16 protein-coding genes are annotated in these 16,983 nt (G+C 71.7%); 2 read left to right on the top strand and 14 right to left on the bottom strand.

Going from position 1 to position 16,983, the window contains the following annotated elements:
* Positions 1-35 precede the first annotated feature (35 nt).
* From pyrF to pyrR, 7 genes are read right to left on the bottom strand one after another with little or no spacing between them, the layout of a single operon-like run.
* The gene (pyrF, locus tag ACIA5G_RS16475; protein WP_395923789.1) at positions 36-884 is read right to left on the bottom strand and encodes an orotidine-5'-phosphate decarboxylase; all 849 of its coding nucleotides are present in this window, start codon (positions 882-884) and stop codon (positions 36-38) included.
* Positions 881-4,195, bottom strand: a complete 3,315-nt coding sequence (gene carB / locus ACIA5G_RS16480; RefSeq protein WP_395923791.1) for a carbamoyl-phosphate synthase large subunit — start codon at positions 4,193-4,195, stop codon at positions 881-883. Before carB ends, pyrF begins: the two co-directional genes overlap by 4 nt.
* A complete protein-coding gene (gene carA, locus ACIA5G_RS16485; protein ID WP_395923793.1) occupies positions 4,195-5,316 on the bottom strand; it encodes a glutamine-hydrolyzing carbamoyl-phosphate synthase small subunit in 1,122 nt (373 codons plus the stop codon). The genes carB and carA overlap by 1 nt, the downstream gene beginning before the upstream one ends.
* On the bottom strand, positions 5,313-5,807 hold the full coding sequence (locus ACIA5G_RS16490; RefSeq protein WP_395923795.1) for a transporter: 495 nt from the start codon (positions 5,805-5,807) through the stop codon (positions 5,313-5,315). Before ACIA5G_RS16490 ends, carA begins: the two co-directional genes overlap by 4 nt.
* Positions 5,807-7,093, bottom strand: coding sequence for a dihydroorotase (locus ACIA5G_RS16495; RefSeq protein ID WP_395923797.1), 1,287 nt, complete (start codon positions 7,091-7,093; stop codon positions 5,807-5,809). The genes ACIA5G_RS16490 and ACIA5G_RS16495 overlap by 1 nt, the downstream gene beginning before the upstream one ends.
* Positions 7,090-8,022 carry an aspartate carbamoyltransferase catalytic subunit gene (locus ACIA5G_RS16500; RefSeq protein ID WP_395923799.1) on the bottom strand — a complete coding sequence of 311 codons (933 nt, stop codon included), beginning with the start codon at positions 8,020-8,022 and terminating at the stop codon, positions 7,090-7,092. The genes ACIA5G_RS16495 and ACIA5G_RS16500 overlap by 4 nt, the downstream gene beginning before the upstream one ends.
* Positions 8,019-8,621, bottom strand: a complete 603-nt coding sequence (gene pyrR, locus ACIA5G_RS16505; protein ID WP_395923801.1) for a bifunctional pyr operon transcriptional regulator/uracil phosphoribosyltransferase PyrR — start codon at positions 8,619-8,621, stop codon at positions 8,019-8,021. The genes ACIA5G_RS16500 and pyrR overlap by 4 nt, the downstream gene beginning before the upstream one ends.
* A 249-nt stretch (positions 8,622-8,870) precedes the next feature.
* On the opposite strand from pyrR, the gene ACIA5G_RS16510 reads away from it, so the two are divergent.
* Positions 8,871-9,359: a transcriptional regulator gene (locus ACIA5G_RS16510; RefSeq protein ID WP_003096372.1), complete on the top strand. Its 489-nt coding sequence runs from the start codon at positions 8,871-8,873 to the stop codon at positions 9,357-9,359.
* Positions 9,360-9,446: 87 nt separating this feature from the next.
* On the opposite strand, the gene nusB is transcribed toward ACIA5G_RS16510, so the two are convergent.
* Genes nusB through ACIA5G_RS16525 form a run of 3 tightly spaced genes read right to left on the bottom strand, consistent with a single transcriptional unit; the run spans position 9,447 to position 11,588 of the window.
* Positions 9,447-9,902, bottom strand: a complete 456-nt coding sequence (gene nusB / locus ACIA5G_RS16515) for a transcription antitermination factor NusB (protein WP_395923803.1) — start codon at positions 9,900-9,902, stop codon at positions 9,447-9,449.
* Positions 9,902-10,465: an elongation factor P gene (gene efp, locus ACIA5G_RS16520; protein ID WP_155542394.1), complete on the bottom strand. Its 564-nt coding sequence runs from the start codon at positions 10,463-10,465 to the stop codon at positions 9,902-9,904. The genes nusB and efp overlap by 1 nt, the downstream gene beginning before the upstream one ends.
* 46 nt (positions 10,466-10,511) lie before the next feature.
* On the bottom strand, positions 10,512-11,588 hold the full coding sequence (locus ACIA5G_RS16525; protein WP_395923805.1) for a M24 family metallopeptidase: 1,077 nt from the start codon (positions 11,586-11,588) through the stop codon (positions 10,512-10,514).
* A gap of 101 nt (positions 11,589-11,689) precedes the next feature.
* Here ACIA5G_RS16525 and ACIA5G_RS16530 point away from each other — a divergent pair, with 101 nt between their 5' ends.
* A complete protein-coding gene (locus ACIA5G_RS16530) occupies positions 11,690-12,274 on the top strand; it encodes a B-4DMT family transporter (protein WP_395923807.1) in 585 nt (194 codons plus the stop codon).
* 94 nt (positions 12,275-12,368) lie between these two features.
* Here the strand turns inward: ACIA5G_RS16530 and ACIA5G_RS16535 are convergent, their stop codons facing one another.
* From ACIA5G_RS16535 to aroB, 4 genes are all read right to left on the bottom strand, one after another.
* Positions 12,369-13,850, bottom strand: coding sequence for a beta-xylosidase (locus ACIA5G_RS16535; protein WP_395923809.1), 1,482 nt, complete (start codon positions 13,848-13,850; stop codon positions 12,369-12,371).
* A 676-nt stretch (positions 13,851-14,526) separates the two neighbouring features.
* A complete protein-coding gene (locus ACIA5G_RS16540) occupies positions 14,527-15,441 on the bottom strand; it encodes a GNAT family N-acetyltransferase (RefSeq protein ID WP_395923811.1) in 915 nt (304 codons plus the stop codon).
* Complete coding sequence (gene aroQ / locus ACIA5G_RS16545) at positions 15,438-15,869, bottom strand: type II 3-dehydroquinate dehydratase (RefSeq protein WP_395923813.1); 432 nt, start codon at positions 15,867-15,869, stop codon at positions 15,438-15,440. The genes ACIA5G_RS16540 and aroQ overlap by 4 nt, the downstream gene beginning before the upstream one ends.
* On the bottom strand, positions 15,866-16,975 hold the full coding sequence (aroB, locus tag ACIA5G_RS16550; RefSeq protein ID WP_395923815.1) for a 3-dehydroquinate synthase: 1,110 nt from the start codon (positions 16,973-16,975) through the stop codon (positions 15,866-15,868). Before aroB ends, aroQ begins: the two co-directional genes overlap by 4 nt.
* Between the last annotated feature and the right edge of the window lie 8 nt (positions 16,976-16,983).

Genomic DNA, 16,983 nt, shown 5'->3' on the forward strand with positions numbered 1-16,983 from the left:
CGGGGGTGGCTGGTGGGACCCGATTCCGGGGCCTGCTATTGGCCGTTTTCCTGCGGGTCGGCCAGCACTTCGGCGACACGTTCGACCGCTTGGCGCAAAGCGGCTTGCTCCGGTCCGTGCCGCAGGAGGTCGCGGGACGACGCGGGCAGCACACCGGGCAGTCCGGGCCCGAAAAGCGCACGCAAATCGGCCACAGTGGCCCCCTGGGCCCCGAAACCGGGCGCCAGGACTGCTCCGTTCAGCCGCGAGAGATCAAGTTCTCCCGGCCGGACGGTGGCCCCGACCACCACACCCACATCGCCGAACGGCCCCGCTTCGTCGTTGAACGCCGCCGCTTCGTCGACGATCGCCTGCGCCACCGTGCGCCCGTCGGGCAGCTTCGCGTTCTGCACCGCGGCCGCTTCGGGGTTGGAAGTCCGCGCAAGCACGAAGATGCCGCGCCCCGCCGAGACCGCCGTTTCGGCGCATTGGGCCAAAGAGCCGAACCCGAGGTACGGCGAAACGGTGATCGCGTCGGCGGCGATCGCCGCGCCGTCGGCCACGTACGCGGCGGTGTAGGCCGCCATCGTGGAGCCGATGTCGCCGCGCTTGACGTCCAGCAGCACCAGTGCGCCGGCTTCGCGCGCGGTCGTGACGACCCGTTCCAGCACCCGGATGCCCGCCGCTCCGAAACTTTCGAAGAACGCCGACTGCGGCTTCACGATCGCCGTGCGCGCCGCCAGGACCTCCGTGGCGGACAGCGCGAACCGTTCCAGCCCCGAGACGTCCACCGGGAGCCCCCAGGCCTCGATCAGGCCCGGGTGGGGGTCGATCCCGGCGCACAGCGGGCCCCGGGCCGCGACGGCCTTGGCCAGCCGCGCCCCGAACCGCTCCCCCGCGCTCACGACCGCGCCTTCAGCGCCGCCTGGAGCTCCTGCAGCGACTTGACCCCGATGTCGCCGCGGATCAGCGCTTCGATGCCGTGCACGGCCGCCGCGGCGCCCTGCACGGTGGTCACGCACGGGATGTCGCGCGACACCGCGGCGGTGCGGATTTCGTAGCCGTCGACGCGCGGACCGCTGTTGCCGTACGGGGTGTTGATCACCATGTCGACGTCGCCGTTGAGGATGACGTCCACGATGTTCGGCTCGGCTTCGGTCGAGCCCTCGTAGTGCTTGCGCACCACGGAACACGCAACCCCGTTGCGCCGCAGCACTTCCGCGGTGCCGGAGGTGGCGAGGATCTCGAAGCCGAGGTCCGCCAGCCGCTTCACCGGGAAGACCATCGAGCGCTTGTCGCGGTTGGCGACCGAGACGAACACCCGCCCGGCCGTCGGCAGCGAACCGTAGGCCGCGCTCTGCGACTTGGCGAACGCCTTGCCGAAGTCGACGTCGACGCCCATCACCTCGCCGGTGGACTTCATCTCCGGGCCCAGCAGCGAGTCGACACCGTGGCCTTCGGGCGTGCGGAAGCGGTGGAAGGGCAGCACGGCCTCCTTCACCGCGACCGGCGAGTCGGCCGGCATCTGCCCGCCGTCGCCGTCGGCCGGGAGCACACCGCTCTCCCGCAGGTCCTTGATGGTCGAGCCGGTCATGATCAGCGCGGCCGCCTTGGCGAGCGGCACCGCGGTGGCCTTCGACACGAACGGCACCGTCCGCGACGCGCGCGGGTTGGCCTCCAGGACGTAGAGGACGTCGTCCTTCAGCGCGTACTGCACGTTCAGCAGCCCGCGGACGCCGACCCCGCGGGCGATCGCCTCGGTGGAGCGGCGGACGGCCTGCAGGTCGGTGTGCCCGAGGGTGATCGGCGGCAGTGCGCACGACGAGTCGCCGGAGTGGATCCCGGCCTCCTCGATGTGCTCCATGACACCGCCGAGGTACAGCTCTTCGCCGTCGAACAGCGCGTCGACGTCGATCTCGATGGCGTCGTCGAGGAACCGGTCCACCAGCACCGGGTGCTCGGGGGTGATCTCGGTGGCGCGGCTGATGTAGCCGGCCAGGGTCTCCTCGTCGTAGACGATCTCCATGCCGCGCCCGCCGAGCACGTACGACGGCCGGACGAGCACCGGGTAGCCGATCTCGTCGGCGATCCGCTTGGCGCCCTCGAACGACGTCGCCGTGCCGTACCGCGGCGCGGGCAGCCCGGCGTCGGTGAGCACCTCGCCGAACGCGCCGCGGTCCTCGGCCAGGTTGATGGCCTCCGGCGGCGTCCCGACCACCGGGACACCGGCGTCGGCGAGCCGCTTCGCCAGGCCCAGCGGGGTCTGGCCGCCGAGCTGGACGATCACGCCGGCGACCGTGCCGGACGCCTGCTCGGCGTGCACGACCTCGAGGACGTCCTCGAAGGACAGCGGCTCGAAGTACAGCCGGTCGGAGGTGTCGTAGTCGGTGGACACCGTCTCCGGGTTGCAGTTGACCATGACGGCCTCGAAGCCGGCCTCCCGCAACGCGATCGCCGCGTGCACGCAGGAGTAGTCGAACTCGATGCCCTGGCCGATCCGGTTCGGGCCGGAGCCGAGGATGAGCACCTTCGGCTTCTCGGTCTGCGCGGCCACTTCGGACTGCGCTTCGGGGTCGGACTCGTAGGCCGAGTAGTGGTACGGCGTGGTCGCGGCGAACTCGGCCGCGCAGGTGTCCACGGTCTTGAACACCGGCCGCACGCCGAGGCGGTGGCGCAGCGCGCGGACGCCGTCCTCACCGGCCAGCTCCGGCCGCAGCGCGGCGACCTGGCGGTCCGACAGGCCGGTGCGCTTGGCGCGGCGCAGCAGGTCGCCGTCCAGCACCGGCGCGTCGCGGACCTCGGCGCCGACCTCGCCGATCAGGGCGATCTGGTCGATGAACCACGGGTCGATGCCGGAGGCCTCGTGCACCTGCTGCACGGTGCCGCCGAGGCGCAGCGCGCGTTCCACTTCGTACAGCCGGCCCTCGTGCGGCACGCGCAGGGCGTCCAAAGTGGACTCCAGCGTGGCACCCTCGGGGTCGGGCAGCGTCCAGAACCCGGTCGCCTTGGTCTCGATCGAGCGCATCACCTTGCCGAGCGCCTCGGGGAAGCTGCGGCCGAACGACATCGCCTCGCCGACGCTCTTCATCGTCGTGGTCAGCGTCGGGTCCGCGCCCGGGAACTTCTCGAAGGCGAACCGCGGCATCTTGACCACGACGTAGTCCAGGGTCGGCTCGAACGCCGCCGGGGTCACGCCGGTGATGTCGTTGGTGATCTCGTCGAGGGTGTAGCCGATGGCGAGCTTCGCGGCGATCTTGGCGATCGGGAAGCCGGTCGCCTTCGACGCCAGCGCGGAGCTCCGGGAGACGCGCGGGTTCATCTCGATGACGACCATCCGGCCGTCGGCCGGGTTGATCGCGAACTGGATGTTGCAGCCGCCGGTGTCGACGCCGACCGCGCGCAGCACGTCGATGCCGACGTCGCGCATCACCTGGTACTCGCGGTCGGTGAGCGTCATGGTCGGCGCCACGGTGACGGAGTCGCCGGTGTGCACGCCCATCGCGTCGACGTTTTCGATCGAGCAGACGACCACGACGTTGTCGCTCTTGTCGCGCATCAGCTCGAGCTCGTACTCCTTCCAGCCGAGCACGCTCTCCTCGATGAGCACCTCGGTGACGGGAGATTCGGTGAGCCCGGTGGAAGCCAGCCGCTCGAGGTCCTCGGGCGTGTGCGCCATGCCGGAGCCGAGCCCGCCCATGGTGAACGACGGCCGGATGACGACCGGCAGGCCCAGCTCTTTCACGGTGTCCCGGACTTCGTCCATGGTGTTGCACACGCGGCTGCGCGGGGTCTCGGCGCCGACCTCGGCGACGATGTTCTTGAACTTCTGCCGGTCCTCGCCGCGCTGGATGGCGTCGATGTCGGCGCCGATCAGCTCGACGCCGTACTTCGCGAGCACCCCGCGCTCGTGCAGGGCGACCGCGCAGTTGAGCGCCGTCTGCCCGCCGAGGGTGGCGAGGATCGCGTCCGGCCGCTCCGCCGCGATGACCTTCTCGACGAAGTCCGGCGTCACCGGCTCGATGTAGGTCGCGTCGGCGAACTCGGGGTCGGTCATGATGGTCGCCGGGTTCGAGTTCACCAGGGACACGCGCAGGCCTTCGCTGCGCAGCACCCGGCAGGCCTGGGTGCCGGAGTAGTCGAACTCCGCGGCCTGCCCGATCACGATCGGCCCGGAGCCGATCACCAGCACGTGCTGGATGTCCGTCCTCTTCGGCATCAGGCCTTCTTCTCCATGAGCGAAACGAAATCGTCGAACAGGGGGGCCGCGTCGTGCGGGCCGGCCGCGGCTTCGGGGTGGTACTGCACCGAGAACGCCGGGACGTCGAAGGCCCGCAGGCCCTCGACCGCGCCGTCGTTGGCGCAGTAGTGGCTGACCTGAGCCGCGCCGAAGGGCGACTCGAAGCGCTGCCCGGGCTCGCCTTCGAGGGCGAAGCCGTGGTTCTGCGCGGTGATCGCGACCCGCTTGGTCACCACGTCGATCACCGGGATGTTGATGCCGCGGTGGCCGTAGCGCATCTTGTACGTCCCCAGCCCGAGCGCGCGGCCCAGGACCTGGTTGCCGAAGCAGATGCCGAAGAGCGGGATCTCGCGGCCGAGGACCTGCTTGGTCAGCTCGGTGGCGTGCACCGTGGTGGCCGGGTCGCCCGGGCCGTTGGAGAGGAACACGCCGTCCGGCTCGATCGCCAGGAGGTCGTCGATGGTGCTGGTCGAGGGCAGCACGTGCACCTCGATGCCGCGCTTGACCATCTGCCGCGGGGTGTTGGACTTGATGCCGAGGTCGAGCGCGACGACGCGGAAGCGGGTCTCGCCTTCGGGCGAGACGACGTACGGCTTCGGCGTCGAAACCTGGCCGGCCAGGTCGGCGCCCTCCATCTTCGGGCTGGCGAGGACCTCGGCGACCATCTCGTCGACCGTGCCGAGCGCGTCACCGGAGAAGACCCCGGCGCGCATCGCGCCGAGCTCGCGCAGGTGGCGGGTCAGCGAGCGGGTGTCGACCTCGGCGATGCCGACGATCCCCTGGTTCGCCAGCTCGTCGTCGAGCGAGCGCTTCGAGCGCCAGTTGGACGGCGTGCGCGCGGGGTCGCGCACCACGTAGCCGTTGACCCAGATCTTCGAGGACTCGTCGTCCTCGTCGTTCCAGCCGGTGTTGCCGATCTGCGGTGCGGTCTGCACCACGATCTGCCCGTGGTAGGACGGGTCGGTCAGCGTCTCCTGGTAGCCGGTCATGCCGGTGCAGAAGACCGCCTCGCCGAGGCTCCGCCCCTGCGCGCCGTACGCCGCGCCGCGGAACACCCGGCCGTCTTCGAGCACCAGTGCGGCCTGAGCGCGCGCGTTCACTGGGCACCTCCCTTGATCTTCAGCTGTTCGATCCAGTGTGGATAGTCGTCGAGCTCGTCCCCGCGGAAGCCGGTGTCGAGCTCGGTTTCTCCGGCCCGCCACGTGAGCACCAGCAGGGCGTCGGTGCCCATCACCTTCCCGGCGATCTTCGAGTCCGGCCGGACCCCGGTGACCGCCTCGCGCGGGATCCAGAAGTCGGGGGCGCCGCCGCGTTCGACCGCGACGCCGCCTTCGTGGAGCCGCCAGACCGCGCCGGTGCGCAGGCCCGCGCCGCGGGTGACGACCCGGTTCTGCCACTCCCCCGCGATCGTGGTGGCGACGTAGACGCCGGTGGACTCGAGCAGGATCGCACCGGGGTCACTGGGGATTTGCTCGAACGGTGGCACCTGCACGCTCTGCGAGCGCGCCTTGCGCCGCCAGCCGACGTACATGCCCCACAGGCAGAGCAGGAAGAAGGCGACGATCGCCAGCACCAGCCACAGGCGTTCCATCAGCAGATCTTCCCGTCCCGGGCGGTGACCCGCCCGCGCAGCAGGGTGGCGGTCACCACGCCGGGCAGCCGCATTCCCTCGTACGGGGTGTTGGCGGCGATGCTGGCCAGCTCCGCGCCCCGGACCGTCCACTCGGCCTCCGGGTCGACCAGCGCCAGGTTCGCCGGCTCGCCGACCGCGATCGGGCGGCCCTGGTCGGCCAGGTTGCCGATCTCGGCGGGCCGCTCGCTCATGACGCGGGCGACGCCGCGCCAGTCGAGCAGCCCGGTCCGGACCATGGTCCCGGCCACGATGGACAGTGCCGTCTGCAGCCCGAGCATGCCCGGCCGCGCGGCGCTCCACTCGGTGTCCTTGTCCTGCATCGCGTGCGGGGCGTGGTCGGTGGCGACGCAGTCGATGACGCCCTCCGCCAGCGCGGCCCGCAGCCTCTCGGCGTCGGACTCGGTGCGCAGCGGCGGGTTCACCTTGTTCACCGGGTCGTAGGTGGACAGTCGCTCGTCGGTGAGCAGCAGGTGATGGGGTGTGACCTCGGCCGACACCTTCGTGCCGCGGTCCTTCGCCCAGCGCAGGACGTCCGCGGTGCCCGAAGTGGACACGTGGCAGACGTGCAGCCGCGCGTTCGCGTGCAGCGCCAGGAGGCAGTCGCGCGCCACGATGGACTCTTCCGCCGCGGCGGGCCAGCCGGTGTAACCGAGCCGGGCCGCCTGCTCGCCCTCGTGCGCCTGGGCGCCGACGGTCAGCCGCGGCTCCTCGGCGTGCTGCGCGATGACGACGTCCAGCGCGGTCGAGTACTCCAGCGCGCGGCGCATCAGCAGCGGGTCGGCGACGCAGAGGCCGTCGTCGGAGAACACCTTGACCCGCGCCTGCGACGCCGCCATCGTGCCCAGCTCGGCGAGCTTCTCGCCCTTGAGCCCGACGGTGACCGCGCCGACCGGGTGGACGTCGACCAGGCCGACCTCCTGGCCGCGCCGCCACACGTGCTCGACGATCACGGCGTTGTCGGCGACCGGGTCGGTGTTGGCCATGGCGAACACCGCCGTGTACCCGCCGAGCGCCGCAGCGGCCGAGCCGGAGTCGATCGTCTCGGTGTCCTCACGGCCGGGTTCGCGCAGGTGGGTGTGCAGGTCGACGAGGCCCGGCAGCAGCACCTGGCCGTTCGCTTCGATGACTTCGGCGTCCTCCGGGACGTCGACGGCGCCGATCGCGGTGATCACACCGTCCTCGACCAGGACGTCGACGGGATCACCCTCGCCGTACGGGCGGGCGCCCTTGATCACGGTGCTCACGCGGCGGCTCCTTCACTGGCCAGGAGGTGGTAGAGGACCGCCATGCGCACGTGGACGCCGTTGCGGACCTGTTCGGTGATGGCCGAGGCCGGGGAGTCGGCGACCGCGCTCGCGATCTCCATCCCGCGCAGCATCGGGCCGGGGTGCAGCACAACCGCGTGGTCCGGCAGCAGCTTCTGCCGCTTTTCCGAGAGGCCGTAGGCGATCGAGTACTCGCGTGCGCTCGGGAAGAACCCGCCGTGCATGCGTTCCGCTTGGACCCGCAGCATCATCACCGCGTCGACCGCGGGCAGTTCGGCGTCCAAGTCGTGCGAGACGGTCACCGGCAGGCTTTCCACGCCGTAGGGCAGCAGGGTCGGCGGCGCGACCAGCACCACTTCGGCGCCGAGGGAGGCGAGCAGGTGGATGTTCGACCGGGCGACGCGGCTGTGCAGGACGTCCCCGACGATCGCGACCCGGCGATCCTTCAAGGACCCGAGGCGTTCCCGCAGCGTAGCCGCGTCGAGCAGCGCCTGCGTGGGGTGCTCGTGGGTGCCGTCGCCGGCGTTGACCACCGAGGTGCCGGGCTCGGCCAGCCACTCCGAGAGCCGCTGGGCCGCGCCGCTGGCGGGGTGCCGGACGATCACGCAGTCGGCACCCGCGGCGGCCAGCGTCAAGGCGGTGTCGCGCAGGGACTCCCCTTTGTTCACCGAGGAGCTGGACGCGGAGACGTTGATCACGTCGGCGCTCATCCACTTCCCGGCGATCTCGAACGACACCCGCGTGCGCGTCGAGTTCTCGTAGAACAGGGTGATCACCGTGCGGCCGCGCAGCGTCGGCAGCTTCTTGACCTCGCGGCCGAGCAGGGTGTGCTTCAGCTCGTCGGCGGTGTCCAGCACCGCGGTGGCGACCGCCGGGTCCAGGCCGTCGGTGGCGAGCAGGTGCTTCACGAGTTTTCTCCAGGGACTTCTTCGCTCGCTCGGAGCAGGACCGCGTCGCGGCCGTCGATCTCGGCCAGCAGGACGGACACACCCTCGGTGCGCGCGGTCGGCACGTTCTTGCCCACGTAGTCGGCGCGGATCGGCAGCTCCCGGTGACCACGGTCGACCAGGACGGCCAGCTGCACCGCGCGGGGGCGGCCATGATCACGGAGGGCGTCGAGCGCGGCCCGGATGGTCCGGCCGGAGAAGAGCACGTCGTCGACCAGGATCACCACCCGGTCGTCGATGCCGCCGGTGGGCAGCTGCGTCTGCTCGAGCGCGCGGGGCGGGCGGCGGCGCAGGTCGTCCCGGTAGAGGGTGACGTCGAGGGCGCCGGTCGGCGGGCGGACGCCGGAGAACTCGCCGATCTTCTGGGCGAGCCGGGCCGCGAGGGGGGTGCCGCGGCTGGGGATCCCCAGCAACACGGGCGGGGTAGTGCTCTCCGCACCGTTCGCGGTCTTTTCGATGACCTGATGGGCCATTCGGGCGATCGTGCGCGCGACATCGCCGGCCGTCAGGAGCTCGCGCTCCCCGGCCGAACCAGCCGCGCCACGCGGACGTGACGACACTCGGACTCCTTCCCCGCCTCTCCGGACGGGTCCTTAAAGGACGTCTGTTCCCCTGCTGGTCGGGGATTTCCCACCGACAGTAGCAGGCACTTTGCTCAGTCTTACGGGTGGTGTGGCGTGATTCGCGGCAAGCTGCTGCTTGACCTGGTGACAACAATGCGTAACCATTACTCTGAGTATTCGACTCAGCGAGTCCCCTGGACCGGTCACCCCGACCGGGAGAGGGGGTCAAGAACGGAGAACGACCAGATGGGCGATTACGCCAAGGCGCTCGGGGCCAAGCTCCGCGGGATCCGCCAGCAGCAGGGCCTGTCCCTGCACGGGGTCGAGCAGAAGTCCGGTGGGCGCTGGAAGGCCGTCGTCGTCGGCTCGTACGAGCGTGGCGACCGTGCCGTCACCGTCCAGAAGCTGGCCGAGCTGGCCGACTTCTACGGCGTGCCGGTGGTCGAGCTGCTGCCCGAGGGCCGGGTCCCCTCCGGCGCGGAGCCCGCCACCAAGATCGTGATCAACCTGGAGCGCCTGCAGCAGCTGCCGGCCGAAAAGGTGGGCCCGCTGGCCCGCTACGCCGCGACCATCCAGAGCCAGCGCGGCGACTACAACGGCAAGGTGCTTTCGATCCGGACCGAGGACCTGCGGTCGCTGGCGATCATCTACGACATGACGCCGGGCGAGCTGACCGAGCAGCTCATCGACTGGGGTGTCCTCCCGCCGGAGGCGCGCCCGTCCAAGGAGGACTGATTCGCTCGTGTGTTGCGCCGACGCAGTGAGCGTTCCCCGGTGGGGCACCGGAGACGCTCACTGACTCGTCGGGGGGCTCGCAGCAGATCAGAGCACCGCGCGCAGGCGGTCGGCGATCGTGCCGATCCGGCCCAGCACGCCGTTGACGAACCGCGGCGAATCGTCCGTGGACAGTTCCTTCGCCAGGCCGACGGCCTCGTCGATCGCGACCGGGTCCGGCACGTCCTCGGCCCAGAGCAGCTCGTAGACCCCGACCCGCAGCACCGCGAGGTCGACCTTCGGCATCCGCTCCAGGGTCCAGCCCTGCGCGTGCTCGGCCAGCAGCTCGTCGATCTGCACCCGGCGGGCGGTGACCCCCTCGACCAGGCTGATCGTGTAGTCCCCGACGGGGTCGACCTCCGTCGCGCCGACCCGGTCGGCCAGCAGCGTCACCGCGTCGGTGTCCCGCTGCGTGGCCTCGTACAGCATTTCCACGGCCCGGCGGCGCGCCTGCCGCCGGCTGATCGCGCCGCCGCGGTTCGGATGGGGCTTCGAAGTCGGCATCAGCTGGAGACGCGGCCCAGGTAACGGCCGTCGCGGGTGTCGACCTTGATCTTCTCGCCGGTGGACAGGAACAGCGGGACCTGGATCTCCGCACCGGTCTCGAGCGTCGCCGGCTTGGTGCCGCCGGTGGAGCGGTCGCCCTGCAGGCCCGGGTCGGTGTGCTGGATGACGATCTCGACCGAGGTCGGGAGCTCGACGTAGAGCGCCTCGTTCTCGTGCACCGCGACCTGGACCTCGGTGTTCTCGAGCATGTAGTTGGCGTTGTCGCCGACGACCGCGGCCAGCACGGTGATCTGGTCGTAGGTGTCGCCGTCCATGAACACGAAGTCCTGGCCGTCCTTGTACAGGTAGGTCATGTTCCGGCGGTCCACCGTGGCCGTCTCGACCTTCGTGCCCGCGTTGAACGTCTTGTCGACCACCTTGCCGGTGAGCACGTGCTTGAGCGTCGTGCGCACGAAGGCGCCGCCCTTGCCCGGCTTGACGTGCTGGAACGCGGTGACGGTCCACAGCTGGCCCTCGAGGTTGAGGACGAGCCCGTTCTTCAGGTCGTTGGTCGTGGCCACGAGCTTGCAGTCTCCTGTGTCGAATCTTCGGGGTTCGAGGCCGCTGTCAGACGACCACGAGGTTCTTGGTGCTCAGGGTGAGGAGTTCGGGCTCCCCAGCCCGCACGACGAGCGTGTCCTCGATGCGCACGCCACCGCGCCCCGCGAGGTACACGCCGGGCTCGACGGTGACCGCCATACCGGCGGACAGTGTACCGACGCCCGTCGCGGCCAGGCTCGGTGCCTCGTGGATCTGCAGGCCGACGCCGTGGCCGAGGCCGTGCGCGAAGTGCTCGCCGTGCCCCGCCTCCGCGATCACCCCGCGCGCCGCGGCGTCCACTTCGGACACATCGGCGCCCGGGGCGACGGCTCGGGTGCCCGCCGCCTGGGCGGTGTGCACGAGGTCGTACACCTCCCGCTGCCAGTCCGCGGGCTCGCCGAGGACGAAGGTGCGGGTCATGTCCGAGTGGTACCCGTCGACCGTCGCGCCGAAGTCCAGCTTGACGAAGTCACCGCGCTTGAGTTCGGCGTGCGTCGGCCGGTGGTGCGGGATGGCCGAGTGCGCGCCGGCGGCCACGATCGAGGCGAAGCTGGGCTCGCTCGAACCGTGCTCCAGCATCCGGTTCTCCAGGTCACGGGCCACTTCCAGCTCGGTCCGCCCGGGCCGCAGCCCACCCGCGGCGACCAGGTCGTCCAGCGCCCGGTCCGCGGCGGCGCACGCCTGTCGCAGCGCCTCGACCTCGGCTTCGTCCTTGACCAGGCGCAGCTGTTCGACCAGCCCGGGGGTCCGCTCGAGCTTCAGGTGCTCCTGGAGCGCTTCGTGCTCCTCGACGCTGACGTGCTGGCTCTCGAAGCCGACCCGCTCGCCCTTCGCGGCACGCTTGGCGAGCGCGGCGGCACTCGGCCGGTCGATGACCCGTTCGAGGTCGGGCACCTCGGCGGCCGACTGGGTGGTGTAGCGGCCGTCGGTGCAGAAGAGCGTCTTCCCGTCGCCGCCGGTGTGCAGCAGCACGGCGGCGTTCGAGCCGGTGAAGCCGGTCAGGTAGCGGATGTTGAGCAGATCGGTGACCAGCAGCGCGTCGACACCGGCTTCGGTCAGAAGCCCGCGCAGCGCCGCCCGGCGTCGTCCATGGGTTTCAGGCACTTCTCCACCCTAGTGGGGCGCGCGTGGAACCTTCGTCGCCTTCCGTCGCGGCTCCCGCGCCGGGAAGCGACTCGCCAGTAACCTGGCCTACACTGCCCAGGATGAGCGCCTGGGTGATTCGCGGACTCGGGATGGCGGTGCTGCACGGCGCGGCCATCACCCTCCTCGCCAAGTACGCCGTCTACCACCCCACCGACCAGACCCTGGTGGTGTCGCTCGCGCTCGCCGTCCTCGTCGGCGCCGCCGCGCTGTGGAGCGCCCTGGACGCGTGGCGCGGGCTGCCCGACCGCGGGAAGGTCTGGTTCATCTCGGCGCTCGTCGCGGGACCGGTGGCCGGAATCCTGTACGTCATCGGGCGCGCGGTGTTCGTCGACCAGACCGGCGTGTCGGAGCTGGGTGGCGCGCTCACCGGGGGTGCCGCGTTTTCGGCGTTGCTGGTGTTGATCCCGGCCGGGCTCGGGTTGTTCGTCGGGGGGCGGATCGGGCGGTCGGAGCCGGTCGAGGAGCCGGAAGGCTCGCTTGAGGAGGCGGCGGTCGAGGAACCGGCGGAGGCGCCTTCGCCGCGGCCTCGGCCTCGGCCCGCTCGCCGTCGCCCGGTGGCCGCGGGCGGTCAGGCTGATGACTCCGGGACTCCGCCTCGGCCGGTGCGGCGTCGTCAGCCGCCGAAGGAAGCTCCGCGCGGATAGCTCGCCACTTTCGCCCGAAAGTGCCCCCCGGAGCGGGAACTCCGGATCACTTTCTCAGCGAAAGTGACGCTTGCCGACCGGACGGGTCGCTGTCTCAGCCGCCGAGGGAAGCGCCTCGCGGGTAGCCGTCCCACTGGGCGGCCGTGACCGGGCGTGCCGTCGAGGCGTTGCCCGCCACCACCCCGAGGTCCGGCACTCGCCACAGCCGGCGGTCGTCGAGGACCAGGGCGAACCCGCGGCCCGGCGCCTGCACCGCCTCCGCCCCGGAGCGCAGCCGCGCCGCGACCGGCAGCGCCCCCACCGCGAGCGGGGCCTTTTCCAGCAGCTCGCCGGCCAGCGCCGCGGCGACCGCGCGCCGGTCGACCCGGACCCGCTTGCCGTCCCGGACCAGGTCCATCGTCCGCTCCGGCGAGGGCATCGTGACCCCGTCGAACGTCGCGGCCACCCGGGCGGGGTTCGCGCAGGACTGGCTGTCGAGCAGGTCCAGCCCGAAGTGCCGCAGGCTCGTCGGCGCGCCGGCGCTGCCGATCGCGGTCGCGCGCACGACGTCGAACGGCACCCGGTCACACGGATCGGCCGAGGACAGCGGCGCGTGCCCGTCGGCCCGGCGCACCAGCCCGGGGCCTTCCTTCCACGGCCCGGCGATCACCACGGGCTGGTAGGGGTTCTCGGTGAAGTCCGCCGTCCAGAACGTGAGCGAGGTCCCGGCGTCGGTCTCGTGCGCGACGACGAACGCGTCGAGCGCGCCGACCCACATCAGGTCGGCGCTGAACCCGTCGACGATCGACCGGCCGCGCGGCGCCGCCGTCGACGTCACCGGCACGAACCCGCCGACGTCCAGGGCCTGCACCCCGCCCCCGAACGCGGGGTCGGGCGAGCGCAGCACGAACTGCCCCGCGCCGTTCCAGCCCGCGGCGCGGCCCGTGGTGTCGGTGAACATCAGGTAGAACCAGCCGTCGAGGTACACCGCCGAGGGCTGGCCCGCGCCGTAGACGTTCGCGCGGTGCACGTCGTGCGACGGCCCGAGGATCGGCCGCCCGTTCGCCGCGCGGGTCCAGTGCACCCCGTCGGTGCTGGTCGCGAGCCCGACGGCGTTGCCGAGCGCGTGGTCCCCGGCCGCGCCGGTGTAGTACAGGTAGTAGGTGGAGCCGACCCGCAGCACCGACGGGTCGCAGGTGTGCATGCCGTCGAACTGCCCGGGCGCGCCGGAGAACACGGCCGCCGGAATTCCCCCGCCGGGCGCGGTGAACGGCCCGTCGATGGACTGCGCCTGGGCGTACAGGATGTCGTCGCCGGCGGGTCCGGCGCTGCCGTACTGGCTGCACCACCACATCCGGGTCTGCCCACGGTCGAGCATGACCGACGGCCCGTAGTTGTAAACGGCGTCCGCCCCACCGGCGGCGATCACACCACCACTCTGCCGGGGGTCACCCGATCCGAGTTTGACGTCGGCCGGCCGCGGCGGCGCGGTGGTCTTCCCGCCCGCGATCGCCGGCTGGTCCCCCGCCGCCTGCGGCTGGGCGTAACCCTCGGTGCAGCCCGCCACAAGGAGCGCCGCCAGCACACTGGCAAGCAAGGCACGAGCGGGTCGCCGACCCCCACGACGAAACGGGCGCACGGCATCGGAGTGTAGCGAGAGCTTTCCCGTCCGGGTGACGACGCTCCCGGTCGGCGGTCCCCCGGTCGCGCGCAAGATCGCGGCCGGGACAACGGGTTTCGGAGAGTGGGCCGGTCAGACCCGGTGCCGACGCTCGAGCGGCAGCCAGGTCGGGTCGACCGGAGCGGGTGCCACCGCGGAGCCGGTTGCCCGGCGGGTGGTGGGCCGCCGAGCGGGGAGAGCCTGCGCGGGCACCTTCGGACGACAGCCCGCCGGCCGATGGAGCGCTGGCGGGGAGCCGTCCGCCGTTCTCCAGCCGGTGCGGGCACGTCGGGCGCCGACCCGGCACTCAGGTCGCGAACTTGCCTGAGCGCTGCAAGGCCGAATTGCCGCAAGTGCGTGGCATCAGAGCTGCGCACGGCCGGATCGGGTCCGCGGCCGACTCTCCCTGGATGCGAACCTGCCTGAGCGCAAGGCCAAATTTCCGCAAGTGCGTGGCATCAGAGCCGCGCACGGCCGGATCGGGTCCGCGGCCGACTCTCCCTGGATGCGAACTTGCCTGAGCGCAAGGCCGAATTGCCGCAAGTGCGTGGCTTCAAAGCTGCGCGGCCGGATCGGGTCCGCGGCTGACACTCCCTGGGCGCGAAACCGCAGGTCACCTACCCGGCGGTGGGCCTTCGACCGCGACCAGCTCGACCTCGAAGCCTGCGTCGTTCTCGAGGTAGGCCGCGTAGTGCGCCTCGCCGCCCGCGTACGGATACCGGTCGGCGAACAGTGGCCGCCAGCCGTGGTCCGTCGCCTGCGTCGCCAGGTTGTCGACCTCGGCGCGGGTGGCCACGTGCAGCGCGAGGTGGTTCAGGCCCGGCCGTGTGCGTTCGTGCTCCGGCGCGCTCAGCGCGGGTGAGGCCTCGACCACCAGGTACGTCCCGCCGAGCCGCCAGCTGACACCCGCGGACCAGCGCTGGAACTCCCGCCAGCCGAGCTCGCCGAGCAGCCAGCCCCAGCTCCGCTCGGCCGCCGCCAGGTCCGGCACCCACAGCTCGATGTGGTGTGCCCGCCCGTGGACGGTGGGCAGCGCGACCAGCACACGGTGCAGGTCGCCGTAGTGAATGCCGCTGCCCACGTCGAGGAAACCGAGGCGCCCGGCCACTTTGCGGCTCGCCGCGTTGCTCTCGTGCACCAGCGCCCAGACCGCCGGGAGCCCGAGCGCGCCGAGCCCGTGGTCCAGCAGCGCGCGGGCGGCCTCGGTCGCCAAGCCCTGCCCGCCGTGTGCGCTCGCGATGTAGTAGCCCAGCTCGGGCACCCCGCCCGGCAGCTCCGACGACGGTCGCAGATGTGCGACGCCGATGACCTCGCCGTCCCGCTCGATCACCCAGTGGCCCTGGCCGGCCGGGCCGCGGTAGCCCAGGCGCCGGTCCACCATCGCGCTCGCCGCGGCCGGGTCGGAGAAGTCCGCGGCGAAATAGCGGCTCATCTCCGGGTCGGAGAACACCTTCACGACGGCTTCGCGGTCCGCCTCGACCAGCTGCCGCAGCGTCAGCCGCGCCGTGGTGAGCGTCGGCAGCGTCATCCCGGGTGTGCGGCGAGCCAGCGCAGGGCGAGCGGGTAACCGTCGACGCCGAGGCCGGCGATCACCGCGGTCGCGATGTCCGACAGCACGCTGTGGTGCCGGAACTGCTCCCGCTTGTGCACGTTCGAGATGTGCAGCTCGATCAGCGGCGCGGACAGCTGCGCCGCGGCGTCGCGCACCGCGATCGAGTAGTGCGTCCAGGCACCCGCGTTGAGGACCACGGCGCTGCCGGCGTCGGCGGCTTCGTGCAGCCAGCCGACCATTTCGCCTTCGTGGTCGGTCTGCCGGACCTCGACCTCGATCCCCAGCTCGTCGCCGGTCTTGACGCACAGCGCGGCGAGGTCGTCGTGGGTGGTCGAGCCGTAGACCGACGGCTCGCGCTTGCCGAGCCGCCCGAGATTGGGGCCGTTGAACACGAACACCTTCACAGCAGCACACTCCCGCCGTTCTTCGGGGCGTCCGCCGCGATCGCCGAGTACGCGGCCGCGAGCAGTGACGGGTCCGGGCCTTCGAGCCGGCCGGGTTTGCCGAGGCCGTCGAGGACGACGAACCGCAGCACCCCGGAGCGGGTCTTCTTGTCGCCCTTCATGGTTTCCAGCAGCTGGGACAACGCGTCGGCGTCGTAGGTCGTCGGCAGCCCGAGCAGTTTCAGCACCGAGGCGTGCCGCTCGGCCGTGGCGTCGTCGAGCCGCCCGGCCAGGCGCGCCAGCTCGGCGGCGAACACCAGGCCGACGCTCACCGCGGCGCCGTGGCGCCACCGGTACCGCTCGCGGCGCTCGATGGCGTGCCCGAGCGTGTGGCCGTAGTTGAGGATCTCGCGCAGGTCGGACTCGCGCAGGTCGGCGGCCACGACGTCGGCCTTGACCTGGATGGACCGGCGGACCAGCTCGGCGAGCACGTCCCCGGTCGCGTCGAGCGCGGCCGCCGGGTCGGCCTCGATCAGCTCGAGGATCCGCGGGTCCGCGATGAAGCCGGTTTTGACGACCTCGGCCATGCCGGCGACGAGCTCGTTCGGCGGCAGTGACTCCAGCGTCGCGAGGTCGACGAACACCGCGCTCGGCTCGTGGAACACCCCGACCAGGTTCTTGCCCGCCTCGGTGTTGATGCCGGTCTTGCCGCCGACGGCGGCGTCGACCATGCCGAGCAACGTGGTCGGCACGTTGACCAGCCGGACCCCGCGCATCCACGTGCCCGCGACGAACCCGGCGAGGTCGGTGACCGCGCCGCCGCCGAGGCCGACGACGGCGCCGCGGCGGTCCAGCCCGATCCGGCCGAGCACCTCCCAGCAGAAGCTGGCGACGGTGAGCGCCTTGCCGTCCTCGGCGTCCGGGATCTCGACGCGGTGCGCGTCGAGGCCGGCCGCGATGAGCTCCTCGCGGATGGCCTCGGCCGTCGTGGTCAGCGTGGGCGGGTGGATCAGCGCGATCTTCGAGGCGTCGGCCAGGTGCGTGGTGAGGTCGCCGAGCAGGCCTCGCCCGATCACGACGTCGTAGGGATGGGTGGTGGCGACCGGGATGCGCACCGGGTCGGACATCGGGTGAC

This window comes from Amycolatopsis sp. NPDC051758 (genome assembly GCF_044453095.1).
In the GTDB taxonomy this organism is placed as follows: Bacteria; Actinomycetota; Actinomycetes; order Mycobacteriales; family Pseudonocardiaceae; genus Amycolatopsis.

Coding starts and splice junctions, on each gene's coding strand:
- carB (WP_395923791.1), bottom strand. CDS start 4,195: ATGCCGAAGAGGACGGACATCCAGCACGTGCTGGTGATCGGCTCCGGG.
- ACIA5G_RS16490 (WP_395923795.1), bottom strand. CDS start 5,807: ATGGAACGCCTGTGGCTGGTGCTGGCGATCGTCGCCTTCTTCCTGCTC.
- ACIA5G_RS16510 (WP_003096372.1), top strand. CDS start 8,871: ATGGGCGATTACGCCAAGGCGCTCGGGGCCAAGCTCCGCGGGATCCGC.
- nusB (WP_395923803.1), bottom strand. CDS start 9,902: ATGCCGACTTCGAAGCCCCATCCGAACCGCGGCGGCGCGATCAGCCGG.
- ACIA5G_RS16530 (WP_395923807.1), top strand. CDS start 11,690: ATGAGCGCCTGGGTGATTCGCGGACTCGGGATGGCGGTGCTGCACGGC.
- ACIA5G_RS16540 (WP_395923811.1), bottom strand. CDS start 15,441: ATGACGCTGCCGACGCTCACCACGGCGCGGCTGACGCTGCGGCAGCTG.
- aroB (WP_395923815.1), bottom strand. CDS start 16,975: ATGTCCGACCCGGTGCGCATCCCGGTCGCCACCACCCATCCCTACGAC.